The 11,598-nt window shown below is 65.0% G+C and carries 12 protein-coding genes; 6 read left to right on the plus strand and 6 right to left on the minus strand.

All coding sequences use genetic code 11. The features are described from left to right. The first annotated feature begins 18 nt into the window (after positions 1-18). From PHE40_RS05080 to PHE40_RS05095, 4 genes are read left to right on the plus strand one after another with little or no spacing between them, the layout of a single operon-like run. Entirely contained in the window at positions 19-1,167 is a 1,149-nt protein-coding gene (locus PHE40_RS05080; RefSeq protein WP_299958931.1) for a nitrogen regulation protein NR(II), read from the plus strand. Next, a complete protein-coding gene (gene ntrC / locus PHE40_RS05085; protein WP_299958934.1) occupies positions 1,167-2,624 on the plus strand; it encodes a nitrogen regulation protein NR(I) in 1,458 nt (485 codons plus the stop codon). Before PHE40_RS05080 ends, ntrC begins: the two co-directional genes overlap by 1 nt. After that, positions 2,624-4,846, plus strand: coding sequence for a PAS domain-containing sensor histidine kinase (locus PHE40_RS05090; protein WP_299958937.1), 2,223 nt, complete (start codon positions 2,624-2,626; stop codon positions 4,844-4,846). Before ntrC ends, PHE40_RS05090 begins: the two co-directional genes overlap by 1 nt. Further along, positions 4,843-6,240, plus strand: a complete 1,398-nt coding sequence (locus tag PHE40_RS05095; RefSeq protein WP_299958940.1) for a sigma-54 dependent transcriptional regulator — start codon at positions 4,843-4,845, stop codon at positions 6,238-6,240. Before PHE40_RS05090 ends, PHE40_RS05095 begins: the two co-directional genes overlap by 4 nt. 18 nt (positions 6,241-6,258) lie before the next feature. On the opposite strand, the gene PHE40_RS05100 is transcribed toward PHE40_RS05095, so the two are convergent. Genes PHE40_RS05100 through PHE40_RS05110 form a run of 3 tightly spaced genes read right to left on the minus strand, consistent with a single transcriptional unit; the run spans position 6,259 to position 9,418 of the window. After that, a complete protein-coding gene (locus tag PHE40_RS05100) occupies positions 6,259-7,704 on the minus strand; it encodes a HAMP domain-containing sensor histidine kinase (protein WP_299958943.1) in 1,446 nt (481 codons plus the stop codon). 23 nt (positions 7,705-7,727) lie between these two features. Further along, complete coding sequence (locus PHE40_RS05105; RefSeq protein WP_299958945.1) at positions 7,728-8,411, minus strand: response regulator transcription factor; 684 nt, start codon at positions 8,409-8,411, stop codon at positions 7,728-7,730. A 2-nt stretch (positions 8,412-8,413) separates the two neighbouring features. Further along, positions 8,414-9,418 (minus strand): S1C family serine protease, encoded by a 1,005-nt coding sequence (locus PHE40_RS05110; RefSeq protein WP_299958948.1) that lies wholly within the window; start codon positions 9,416-9,418, stop codon positions 8,414-8,416. Positions 9,419-9,713: 295 nt separating this feature from the next. Here PHE40_RS05110 and PHE40_RS05115 point away from each other — a divergent pair, with 295 nt between their 5' ends. Both PHE40_RS05115 and PHE40_RS05120 read left to right on the plus strand, forming a co-directional pair. Beyond that, on the plus strand, positions 9,714-10,052 hold the full coding sequence (locus tag PHE40_RS05115; protein WP_299958951.1) for a hypothetical protein: 339 nt from the start codon (positions 9,714-9,716) through the stop codon (positions 10,050-10,052). A gap of 6 nt (positions 10,053-10,058) precedes the next feature. Next, the gene (locus tag PHE40_RS05120; protein ID WP_299958954.1) at positions 10,059-10,448 is read left to right on the plus strand and encodes a hypothetical protein; all 390 of its coding nucleotides are present in this window, start codon (positions 10,059-10,061) and stop codon (positions 10,446-10,448) included. Here PHE40_RS05120 and PHE40_RS05125 read toward each other — a convergent pair. From PHE40_RS05125 to PHE40_RS05135, 3 genes are all read right to left on the minus strand, one after another. Then, on the minus strand, positions 10,432-10,815 hold the full coding sequence (locus PHE40_RS05125; RefSeq protein WP_299958957.1) for a type II toxin-antitoxin system death-on-curing family toxin: 384 nt from the start codon (positions 10,813-10,815) through the stop codon (positions 10,432-10,434). The two genes, PHE40_RS05120 and PHE40_RS05125, sit on opposite strands and share 17 nt — an antisense overlap. Further along, entirely contained in the window at positions 10,812-11,039 is a 228-nt protein-coding gene (locus tag PHE40_RS05130) for an AbrB/MazE/SpoVT family DNA-binding domain-containing protein (RefSeq protein ID WP_284257218.1), read from the minus strand. Before PHE40_RS05130 ends, PHE40_RS05125 begins: the two co-directional genes overlap by 4 nt. Positions 11,040-11,191: 152 nt before the next feature. Beyond that, a partial coding sequence (locus PHE40_RS05135; RefSeq protein ID WP_299958964.1) for a restriction endonuclease occupies positions 11,192-11,598 on the minus strand: 407 nt, incomplete at its 5' end.

Genomic DNA, 11,598 nt, shown 5'->3' on the forward strand with positions numbered 1-11,598 from the left:
TTACGTGAGGCGCGCAAAATGAGCGGCATCAGAAAGGCCTTCGGCATGGTCAAACGTAAACCGGGCATGGCGCGCGAGCTCCGGGTCGATCCGGCACATATTCTCGACGCTCTGCCCCTGGCGGTCGCGGTTCTGGACGAAAACGACACCTTCTGTTCGGTCAACTACGCGGCTGAGGAGTTCTTCGGCTCCTCCAAGGCGCTGCTGCTGCAAAGTAATTTGTGCGACATTCTGCCCTCTGACCACCCGCTCTTCCTGATGCTGGAACGCGCGCGCCGCGCCGGCGTTACCGTCGCCGAACAAGATATAATCCTGGAAGGCCCCCGCTTGCTGCGCCGCGGCTGCTCCGTGCAGGCCGCGCCCTTGCCCGAGGTCGCGGGCTGCGTGGTGCTCACCTTGCAGGACGAATCAGCCGCCCGCGCGCTGGACCAGCAGATATCCGCCCGCAACGCCGCCCGCAGCATCACCGGCATGGCCGCGATTCTCGCGCATGAGGTCAAGAACCCGCTGTCAGGGATCAGGGGCGCCGCGCAGTTGCTGGAGGCCAGCGCCCCGCCGGACGACCGCGAGTTGGCCGTGCTCATCCGCGACGAGGCCGACCGCATCCGCGCCATGGTCGAGCGCATGGAAACCTTCGGCGAGAAGAAGCTGGAGCGTCAGGCGGTCAACATTCACCGTGTCCTGGAGCATGTGCGCAAGCTTGCCCTTTCCGGCTTCGCGCCGCACGTCAAATTCATCGAATCCTACGATCCCAGCCTGCCGCACGTGCAGGGCAGCCGTGACCAGCTCATCCAGGTGCTGCTCAACCTGGTCAAAAACGCCGCTGAATCCATTGACAGCATGGACCGCCCGGATGGTGAAATTCAACTCACCACCGGCTTCCAGCATGGCGTCTGGCTCTCCGCCACCTCCGGGCGCGCGCGCGCCAACCTGCCTATTTTCGTCTCCGTGCGCGACAACGGCCCCGGCATCCCCGAGGACATCCGCCGTCACCTGTTCGAGCCCTTCATCACCACCAAGGCCGCGGGCAGCGGGCTTGGGCTGGCGCTGGTCGCCAAAATCGTCGCTGACCACGGCGGGCTGATCGATGTGGACAGCCGCCCCGGCCGCACCGAATTCCGCATCCATCTGCCCGTCTACGAAGACCCTCCGGAAAGTAACCAGTGATGTCCACAGTGCCAACCGTTCTGATCGCCGATGACGACCGCTCGATCCGCACAGTGCTGACCCAGGCGCTTGGCCGCTCGGGTTACCAGGTGCGCGCCACCTCCTCGGCGGCCACGCTGTGGCGCTGGGTGGAGGAAGGCGAGGGCGATGTCGTCATCACTGATGTCATCATGCCCGATGAGAACGGCCTGGACCTGATCCCGCGCATCAAACGCATCCGCCCCGAACTGCCGATTATCGTGATGAGCGCGCAATCCACCCTCACCACGGCGGTGCAGGCCACCCAGCGCGGCGCGTTTGACTATTTGCCCAAACCGTTTGACCTGGGTGAGCTCCTCGCCGTGGTGGACCGCGCGCTCAAACAGCCGGTCTATGCCGCGGGCGGCGCCCCCGCGCCCAAACTCTCAGCCGATGACAACCTGCCCCTGATCGGCCGCAGCCCGGCGATGCAGGAAATCTACCGCATCATCGCCCGCCTCACGACCACCGATCTCACCGTGATGATCAACGGCGAATCTGGCGCCGGCAAGGAGCTGGTCGCCCGCGCCCTGCATGATTACGGCCGCCGCCGCGCCGGTCCCTTCGTTGCCATCAACATGGCCGCGATCCCGCGTGAACTCATCGAGAGCGAGCTCTTCGGCCATGAGCGCGGCGCTTTCACCGGCGCCACCAACCGCCACATCGGCCGCTTCGAGCAGGCTGCCGGTGGCACCCTCTTTCTGGACGAAATCGGCGACATGCCGCCCGAAGCCCAGACCCGCCTGCTGCGCGTGTTGCAGGAAGGTGAATTCACCACCGTCGGCGGCCGCCAGCCCATCCGCGCCAACGCCCGCATCGTCGCCGCCACCCACCGCGACCTTCGCGCCCTCATCCGCTCCGGCCAGTTCCGTGAGGATCTGTTCTACCGCCTCAACGTCGTGCCCATCCGCCTGCCGCCCCTGCGCGAGCGCCCCGATGACATCCCCGTGCTGGCGCAGCACTTCCTCAACAAGGCGCAGAGCGAGGGCTTGCCCGGCAAAACCATTGACGCGCCGGCCATGGCCATGCTCTCGGCCTACCGCTGGCCCGGCAACGTGCGTGAGCTGGAGAACCTCATCCGCCGCCTTGCCGCGCTGGTGCCGCAACCGGTCATCACCGAGGCGGTTCTGGCGCAAGAACTGGCCGGCTACACCATCGCCGAGGAACCCCCGCCAGCCTCGGGTGATGATGCCGACACCATGGCCGCGGTGGTGGAGCGCCATGTCGCCCGTCTCCTCGCCGCCATCCGCGAATCCGGCGAGGAGGGCGTACTCTACGAACGCGCCCTGGCCGAATTCGAACGCCCCCTTATCCGCATGACCCTGGCGGAAACCAGGGGCAACCAGATTCGTGCCGCCGCCCTGCTGGGCCTCAACCGCAACACGCTGCGCAAAAAAATCCGCGAGCACGGCATCGGCGTGCATCGCCGGGTGGGCTGATGCAGAACCCCGGCACCACGCCGCGGACCCTGCGCGGCTCTTTGCTGGATATCATGCTCGGCCGGGTCTCGACCCTGCTGGTCGCCTCCGTGGCGCTGCTCCTCGGCATCGCCTCGTTTGCCATCCTGGCCGGGCGGGTGAAGCTGGATGTGCATTCCGGCGTCGCAATCGCGTTGATGGTGGCGGATTTCGCGGCGCTGCTGCTGCTCATCATCCTGCTGGTCGGGCGCGTGGTGCGCGTGGTGCTGGAGCACAGGCGCGGCGCCGCCGGGGCGAGGCTGCATGTGCAGCTGGTGTTCCTCTTCGGCGGCGTCGCCGCGGTGCCCGCCATCCTGGTGGCGGTGTTCGCCATCGTCTTCTTCAACTTCGGCATCCAGGCTTGGTTCAACCAGCGGGTGCAAACCGCGCTCGATGAGAGCAATCAGGTCGCCCAGGGCTACCTCGCCGAACATGATAACGACATCCGCCTCGACGCCCTGGCCATGGCCAATGATCTCTCCCAGAACGGCTCGGTGTTCTTTGGCGACCCCAACGAGTTTGCCCGCTACCTGGTCAACCAGGCGACCGTGCGCGGCCTCACCCAGGCGGTCATCTTCGAGCCGCTGAACGGCGAGATTGTCGCCTCCGCCGGGCTGTTCGCGGGCTTCGCCGCCTCGGTGCCCGGCCAGCGCCAGATCGCCCTGGCGCAAACCGGTCAGGTGCCGGTGTTCAGCCCGCATGGCGGCACGGTGGAGCAGGCGGTCATCAAGCTCGACATCACCCCGCCCATGATGCTGATGATCGAAAAGCCGATCGACCCCGCCATTCTCGACCATGTGAGCAAGACCGAGCAGGCGGTGGCGGAATACCAGCGGCTCTCCAAAAACCGCGCCGGGCTGGAAATCTCCTTCGCGCTGGTCATCGCGATTCTCGCGCTGCTGGTACTCTCGGCCCTTATCGGTTTCGGCCTGGTTATCGCCAATCAGATCGCCAAGCCGATCGGCCATCTCATCCGCGCGGCGGAGAACGTGCGCGCGGGCGATCTCTCCGTGCGCGTGCCCGAGCGCGATACAGGCGATGAAATGGCCGGCCTCTCGCGCGCCTTCAACCGCATGATCGCCCAGCTCGCCGCCCAGCGTACGGAGCTGATGGACGTCAACGGCCAGCTCGACGCGCGGCGGCGCTTCACGGAGACCGTGCTGGCCGGCGTCTCCGCCGGCGTCATCGGGCTGGACAACAAAGGCCGCATCGAGCTGCCCAACCGCGCCGCTTCGGAGCTGCTGTGCATCGGCCTGGAGTCGGAAATCGGCCAGTATCTGGTCGAAATCGTGCCCGAATTCGAAGGTCTCATCAACGCCGTGATGGCCAATCCCGAGCGCCCGGTGACAGCGGAAATCGAACACGGCCCGGCGATGCATAAGCGCGTGCTGCTGGTGCGCATCGGCGCGGAAATGAAGGCGGGCGAGCCGGATGGCTTCATCGTCACCTTTGATGACGTAACCGAGCTGCTCTCCGCCCAGCGCAAGGCCGCCTGGGCGGACGTGGCCCGGCGCATCGCCCATGAGATCAAAAACCCGCTCACCCCCATCCAGCTTTCCGCCGAGCGCCTGAAGCGCCGTTTCACCAAGGAGATCACCTCCGACCCCGAAGGCTTCTCCCAATGCGCCGACACCATCGTGCGCCATGTGGGCGATATTGGCCGCATGGTGGATGAATTCTCCACCTTCGCGCGCATGCCTGCCCCGGTGATGCGCGAGGAGTCGCTGGAACGCATCGCGCGTGAGGCCATGGTGCTACAGCGCGTCGCGCATCGCGAAATCAACTGGGACATCCGCATCGAAACCTCCCTGCGCGCCATCTGCGACCGCCGGCTCATCGGCCAGGCGCTCACCAACCTGCTCGCCAACGCGGCCGATGCGGTGGCCATGCGCCCCGGCGCCAGCCATGTCACCCTCAGCCTCAACGCCCAGGGCGACAACGCCGTGCTGAGCGTGACCGATGACGGCATCGGCCTGCCCGAGACCGACCGCACCCGGCTGACCGAACCCTATGTGACCCATAAGCCGAAAGGCACCGGGCTTGGTCTTGCCATTGTGCGCAAGATCATGGAGGACCATGGCGGACGGCTGGAGCTTGACCAGGCGGCCGATGGACCAGGCGCCATCGTCAGCCTCATCCTGCCCGCGCTGCCGGTTACGCCTGAAGGTACAAGCCATGATGTTAAGGAGTTGCCCGCGACATGACTGAAATCCTGATCGTCGATGACGAGCCGGATATCCGCCTGCTGGTCGAAGCCATTCTCCGCGACGAAGGCTTCGAGGCCCGCAGCGCCGGCAATTCGGACGATGCCATCGCCGCCTACCGTGCGCGCCGCCCCGCGCTGGTCATCCTCGATGTCTGGCTGCAAGGCTCCAAGCTGGATGGCATCGGCATTCTCGACGTGTTGCACCAGGAGCAGCCGCGCGTCCCGGTGGTCATGGTCTCGGGCCACGGCACCATCGAAACCGCGGTCGCGGCGATCCAGCGCGGCGCGTATGACTTCATCGAAAAACCCTTCAACTCCGACCGTCTGCTGCTGGTCGTGCGCCGCGCGCTGGAAGCCGCCCGGCTGGAGGCGGAAAACGCCGAGCTTCGCCTGCGTGTCGGCTCCGAGACCAGCCTGACCGGCGAGGGCCACGGCATCGTCAGCCTGAAAGCCTCGATTGACCGCGTCGCCCCCACCGGCTCGCGCGTGCTCATCACCGGCGCCCCAGGCTCTGGCAAGGAAACCGTGGCGCGCATGATCCACGCGCAATCCCGCCGTGCCGATGGCCCCTTCGTCGCTCTCAATTGCGCCATCCTCGCGCCCGAGCGCTTCGAGGTGGAGCTTTTCGGCGTCGAGGCCGGCGCCGACCCCCACGACGCCCCGCGCAAGGTTGGCGTGCTGGAACGCGCCCACGGCGGCACGCTCCTGCTCGATGAAGTCGCGGACATGCCGCTGGAAACCCAAGGTAAAATCGCCCGCGTGCTACAGGAGCAAAGCTTCGAGCGTGTCGGCGGCGGCGCCAGTTCGCGTGTGAAGGTGGACATCCGCGTGCTAGCCTCCACCGCCAAGGATCTCGCCAGCGCCATCGCCGCCGGTCATTTCCGCGAGGATCTCTACTACCGCCTGGCCGTGGTGCCGCTGCGCGTCCCTTCGCTGAAGGAGCGCCGCGAGGACATCCCCGCCCTGGCAGCTGATTTCCTGGCCCGCGCGGCTGAAATCTCCGGCCTGCCGCCGCGCACCCTGGGTTCAGATGCCATCGCCGCCCTCCAGGCGCATGACTGGCCGGGCAACGTCCGCCAGCTACGCAACATCATGGACTGGCTGATGATTATGCGCTCCGCCGAGACCGAGGTTTTCCGCGCCGAACACCTGCCCACCGAGCTCTCCGCCCACGCCCCGCGCGCTCTGGCCATAGACCCCGCCGCCGATGTCATGGCCCTGCCGCTGCGTGAAGCCCGTGACGTGTTCGAAACCCAGTACTTGCAATCCCAGCTTCTGCGCTTTGGCGGCAATATCAGCCGCACCGCCCATTTCGTCGGCATGGAGCGCAGCGCCCTGCACCGTAAGCTCAAGCAGCTCGGCATCGGCGCCGAGGACCGCCAGCACCCATAAACAGGCCGGGCGAGCGCTCTACCCGCGCCGCGCCGGAAGGGTGATGATGGCCCGCAGCCCGGGGTTGTTGTTGGCCAGGCGCAATGTACCGTTGTGCAGCTGCGCCACCGCGGCCACAAGGGCGAGCCCCAGGCCCGATCCGGCGGTTGAGCGCGCCGATTCCGCGCGGAAGAAGCGTTCCGTGGCGCGGCTGCGGTCCTCTTCGGAAATTCCCGGCCCGCGGTCGGCGATGCAAATCTCGATCAACGCCTCCTCCACCCGCGCCGTGAAGCGGATGGTCGTGCCGGTGGCGGAGAATTTCAGCGCATTGTCGAGCAGGTTGGCGATCGCCTGCTGCACCAGTTCCCGGTCGCCGAGCAGGGGCAGGGGCTCATTGATCCTGGTATCCAGGATCAACCCGCGCTCCTCGGCAACGGCGCGATAGAGTTCGTCGATGTCGCGCAGCATCGGCGCGAGGTCGATGGCGGCAAAAGCCGAGCGGCGAGACCCTGCCTCGATCTCCGCGATCCGCAGCAGCGCCTCGAACACGCCCACCACGCCGTCCAGGTCCAGCATCGCCCGCTCGACAGCCAATTGCAGGTCCTCCTTGGTATGGGCGTGCAGCGACGCATCCTCCAGCCGGGTGCGCGCGCGGGTGATCGGCGTGCGCAGGTCATGGGCGATGGCGTTGGAGACTTGGCGCACCCCATCCATCAGCCGCGCGATGCGCTCCAGCATGTCGTTGATGATCTCCGCCAACTCATCGAACTCATCGCCGTTGCCATGCTTGGGGATGCGCCGCGTCAAATCGCCCAGCGCAATGGCGCGCGTGGTGGTTGATATATCGCGCATCATGCGCCGGAACATCGAGCGAATGAGCACCGCGCCCAGCAGGCCGAGAAAAATCATCAGTCCCAAGGCCCAGAGCAGCGCATCGCGCATCACGCCGCGCAGCTGCGCCCTCGCGCTCACATCCCGCCCGATCAGCAGTTGCTCCCCCCCGCTCAGCGTATAGGCGCGCAGCAGCGAAATCGAGCGCGTCCCCCTGCGGGTTACCGGCAGCTCATACCAAGTGTTGACCCGGTTGAGCCCAGCGGGCCATTGGTCGAGGTTGCCGATGATATGGTTGCCCAGCGGGTCGAGCAGCAGATAAATCCCGTCGCTGTCGCCCGAGTCGGTCAACCGGCTGTGAATGGCGTTGATGAGCGAGGGCAGGCCGCCGATCTGGTAGTGCTCGTTCAGCGCCGTGGCATCATTGAGGATCGCGAATTGCACCTGCCGCTGCAACAGCCCCACCGTGGAGTACCAAAGCGAAAACGCCAGCGTGAAGGCAGAGAGCCCGAACACCAGCGCATACGTCACCGCGAAGCGGATGCCGGTCGAGCGGATCAGCGGCTTGCCCTTGCGCCGGGGCTGGCGGGGCGTTGCGGCCTCCTGCGCGGCGCGCGCGCCGGATTCGGCTTCCGCGAGCGGGTTTGTCTCCATTCAGGGTTCCGCCAGCTGCGCTGTCACACCTCTTCCGCGCGCAGCATGTAGCCGGCGTTGCGCACCGTATGCAGCAATGGCAGCTCGAACGGCTTGTCGATTTTCTGGCGCAAGCGCGACACATGCACATCAATCACATTGGTCTGCGGGTCGAAGTGATAATCCCACACGCCCTCCAGCAGCATGGTGCGGGTCACCACCTGTCCGGCATGGCGCATCAGATATTCCAGCAGCCGGAACTCGCGCGGCTGCAGATCTATCTTCTGCATCCCCCGGCGCACGCTGCGCGAGAGCAGATCCATTTCCAGGTCGCCCACGCAGAGCTTGGTCGCGGGGCCATCGCTCTTGCCGCGCCGGGTCAGCGCCTCCACCCGGGCCAGCAATTCCGCGAAGGCGAACGGCTTGGTCAGATAGTCATCCCCCCCCGCCTTCAGCCCCTTCACCCGGTCATCCACCTGGCTTAACGCCGAGAGAAACAGCACCGGCGTCGCGTTGTCTTGCGCGCGCAATGTTTCCAGCAGGCGCAGCCCATCAATCCCCCCGGGCAGCATCCGGTCCAGGATGATGGCGTCGAAATTTTCCGAGGCGGCAAGAAACAACCCATCCCGCCCGTTGTCGGCATGTTCCACCGTATGTCCCGCCTCGCGCAGGCCCTTCAGAACAAACCCAGCAACGTCCTTATCGTCTTCCACGACAAGTATGCGCATCGCTATTCTCCCAATTGCACCGGCCTGCGGGCGATAATCACCGGCACGCCGAATATATGTTGCTTCTCGCTGATCCCAAGCAGCACTTTAGTCCCCGGGGCCATGGAGGCAATGGCCCGCGTCAACGCGGTGGCGCCGCCAATCGTGCGGCCGTTCACCGCAACCACCATCTCCCCGGCATTCAGCCCCGCCCTGGCGGCCGGTCCGCCGGGCTCCACGCCGGTAATGCGCGCCCCCTCCTGCGCCCCGGCGCCGCGGTCCGCCACCGAGATGCCAAGCCACCCGCGCGCGATCTCGCCATGCGCGATCAGCGCCGCCACAATCAGGCGCGCGCTGTTGCTGGGAATGGCGAAGCCGAGACCCACCGAACCGCCGGAAGGCGAGACGATGGCTGAATTTATGCCGATCACCGCCCCCGCCATATTGAACGCCGGCCCCCCCGAATTACCGGGGTTGATCGGCGCGTCAAGTTGCAGAAAATGGTCGAACGGCCCGTCGCCAATATCGCGCCCCTCGGCGGAAATAATCCCCAGGGTGAACGAGTTCCCCAGTGCGAACGGGTTGCCCGCGGCCAGCACCCAGTCGCCCACCTGCGCGCTGGCGGAGTTGCCCCAGACGGCAACCGGCAGCGGGCGGGGTGACGTAATTTTAATGACCGCGATATCAGTCAGATCATCCGCCCCGGCCAGTTTCGCCGGAAACTGCTCGCCGTCGTTCAGCGTCACCATGATTCGCGCCGCCCCGGCAATCACATGGTCATTGGTGACGATCATCCCATCCCGGCTGACGATAAAGCCAGACCCCGCGGCCTCCGCCACCCCGCCCGCCGGACCATGCTTCTCCGGCGTGCCCGGCGCCTGCAGCACCGTAATGCCGACCACCACAGGGGCGACCGCACGCACCAGCGGCGCCAGGGAAGCGGGCGCCCCCATCACCTGTGCGGCTGCCACGCCCCGGGGGCCGAGCAGAAGTGCTGCGAAAATTAACGGGCCAAAAAAACGCTGCATGGAGTAATCGACATGCCACCGCCCCCGCGCAGGTGCAAGACAACTATTTGAGCACCCGCCCCAGCCCGCGCCCGTTTCAGCAGCGGATTGTGTACAACAAGCAATGATAATGTCTTGCCCCTGAAGTCCGCTGCATCCCCCAGCGGACGGAAGGGACGAGCAGGCCCCTGAAAACAAGTTTCCCGTGAGCGAAGATATTCCGGTGCCGCGAATTCTAGAATCGGAACGATAGCCGTCCGCCGCTAAAAAGCCTATAGCTGGTTGCGTATCGTTATCCCATTCAGGAGTTCAGGACATGACCGCCAGCCAGATGGATACCGGCCCCGCCGACATCAATTTCCTCAAACATGAATTCAACCGCTTTCGCGCTGACCTGACCGCGATGAAGGCCAAGCTTGGCGCCAACCCCGCCGAGGCGCTGGAGCATTTCAACGCCTATCTGCACAGCGAGGACGTGGCGGCCCGCCTCGCGGCGCTGGAACACCAGCTGGAAGGTTTTGGCGGCAAGGCAAAAGGCGCGGGCAAGGATGCGGTCTCCCGGCTGGAGAAGGAAGTCACCGAGCGCCCGGTCACCAGCGTCGCCATTGCCTTCGGCATTGGCCTGCTGGCGGCCAATCTGCTCCGCCACCGGTAACGCCGCGTGGCGCTCTCCCGGCATCTGCGTTTTTATGCCAGAGCCTCGGCGCTATGGGGCGGCATGGGCCTGGCCATGTTGCTCCTGGGCTTCGCCGCCGCCGGGTTTTTCATCGCCGCGTTCTACATCTGGCTGGCCGCGCATCTCGCGCCCGTGCAGGCGGCCCTCGTCACCGGCGCGGCGCTGCTGGCCCTCGCTCTGGCCCTCGGCCTCATCGGCGGCGCTGTGTTGCGCGCCGCCCGCGCGCGCGAGCGCGCCCGGCTGGCTGAATTCAGCCTCACCCTTGGCACGGTGCTGCGCCTGGCCGCCTATCTGGTCCGCCGCGACCCCAAAAAAGCAATGATTTTCGCGCTCATCGCCGGCGCGCTGGCGGAGTTTTTCACCGGAGAGACCTGAGCAGCCACGCGGCAAAACTGTCCTCGCTCATGCCCCCGGTCGCCAGCGCAACCATGTTTTCCACCGCCGCCGCCGCCGAAACATGCAGCTCGATGCCGTTTATTTTTAAAAACAACACGCAGCACGCCCAGGCGGTGCGCTTGTTGCCATCGAGAAACGCATGGTTTTTGGCGATCCCGAACGCATATGCAGCGCCCAGCGCCGTCCAATCCGCCGCCGGATCATAACCAAATTTGTCCACCGGCCGGTTGAGCGCGCTGCTCAGCAACGTCTCATCGCGCAGACCATGATACCCGCCATATTCGCGGATCGACTGGTCATGCAGGAACAAAACCGCATCCGGCTCCAAAAACGCCGGCGCGCTCACCGCTTCGCCAACTCGGCCAGGGCATCAGCCTGTTCGCGCAAAACCTCCCGCGCCGCCGCCAGTTGCTTCTCCAGCGCCAGATTGCGTTTTACCAGCTTGATCCCATCGGCCAGCTCCACCAGCGTCAACTCCTGCCCGACCTCAAACCCCATCCGCACCCGCGTCTCCGCCGGAATCGCCACGCCGACGGAGTTGCCTTGTTTTCGAACGGTTACGGTGTCCATGGGGTTGCTCCGGGTGTATGACGAGATGTCATACTAATCCATCAAGTGCCGCCCTGTCGAGTTTTCCGTGGCCGGTGCCTTCGAGCCGTCATATCCGGCGAAGGCCGGGTATCCACGACTTCAGATCAGCGCCAGTTGAATTAAAAAAACGATCAACTCCTGAATTCATTGAAGAATGCATCATCCACTTGGAAGGTTGTTACGGGAGTTAAGCCAAGTTCCAAGCGTTCAAGCATTTCCACTAACTTTTCGCCGTCGATCAGTTCAATCGGAGGAACGCCGTCGCGGGAGGCCTCCCGTCGAGCCTCAGTCGTAAACGATCCTGTTGTTATGATGATACCCTTATCCGCGCGTCCAGCCATGGCACCGCGAAAATCCCGTACATGCGATGGAGATACTGATTTCGTGTAACGTTTGCATTGAAATAGAACTTTACTCACTAGTCGGTAAATAAGGCGACATTTTTGTAGCTTTAGTTGGCTATTTTTGGTATGGTTTTGTATGAAGCGCGACGGCGAAGTCTTGATCATCATACGTTGGAGGTCATCCGTGTGATGGC

It is taken from the genome of Acidocella sp. (genome assembly GCF_028687955.1).
Classification (GTDB): domain Bacteria; phylum Pseudomonadota; class Alphaproteobacteria; order Acetobacterales; family Acetobacteraceae; genus Acidocella.

Excerpts from the sequence above, each read along its gene's own strand:
- PHE40_RS05080 (WP_299958931.1), top strand. The coding sequence starts at position 19 with ATGAGCGGCATCAGAAAGGCCTTCGGCATGGTCAAACGTAAACCGGGC.
- ntrC (WP_299958934.1), top strand. The coding sequence starts at position 1,167 with ATGTCCACAGTGCCAACCGTTCTGATCGCCGATGACGACCGCTCGATC.
- PHE40_RS05090 (WP_299958937.1), top strand. The coding sequence starts at position 2,624 with ATGCAGAACCCCGGCACCACGCCGCGGACCCTGCGCGGCTCTTTGCTG.
- PHE40_RS05095 (WP_299958940.1), top strand. The coding sequence starts at position 4,843 with ATGACTGAAATCCTGATCGTCGATGACGAGCCGGATATCCGCCTGCTG.
- PHE40_RS05100 (WP_299958943.1), bottom strand. The coding sequence starts at position 7,704 with ATGGAGACAAACCCGCTCGCGGAAGCCGAATCCGGCGCGCGCGCCGCG.
- PHE40_RS05105 (WP_299958945.1), bottom strand. The coding sequence starts at position 8,411 with ATGCGCATACTTGTCGTGGAAGACGATAAGGACGTTGCTGGGTTTGTT.
- PHE40_RS05110 (WP_299958948.1), bottom strand. The coding sequence starts at position 9,418 with ATGCAGCGTTTTTTTGGCCCGTTAATTTTCGCAGCACTTCTGCTCGGC.
- PHE40_RS05115 (WP_299958951.1), top strand. The coding sequence starts at position 9,714 with ATGACCGCCAGCCAGATGGATACCGGCCCCGCCGACATCAATTTCCTC.
- PHE40_RS05130 (WP_284257218.1), bottom strand. The coding sequence starts at position 11,039 with ATGGACACCGTAACCGTTCGAAAACAAGGCAACTCCGTCGGCGTGGCG.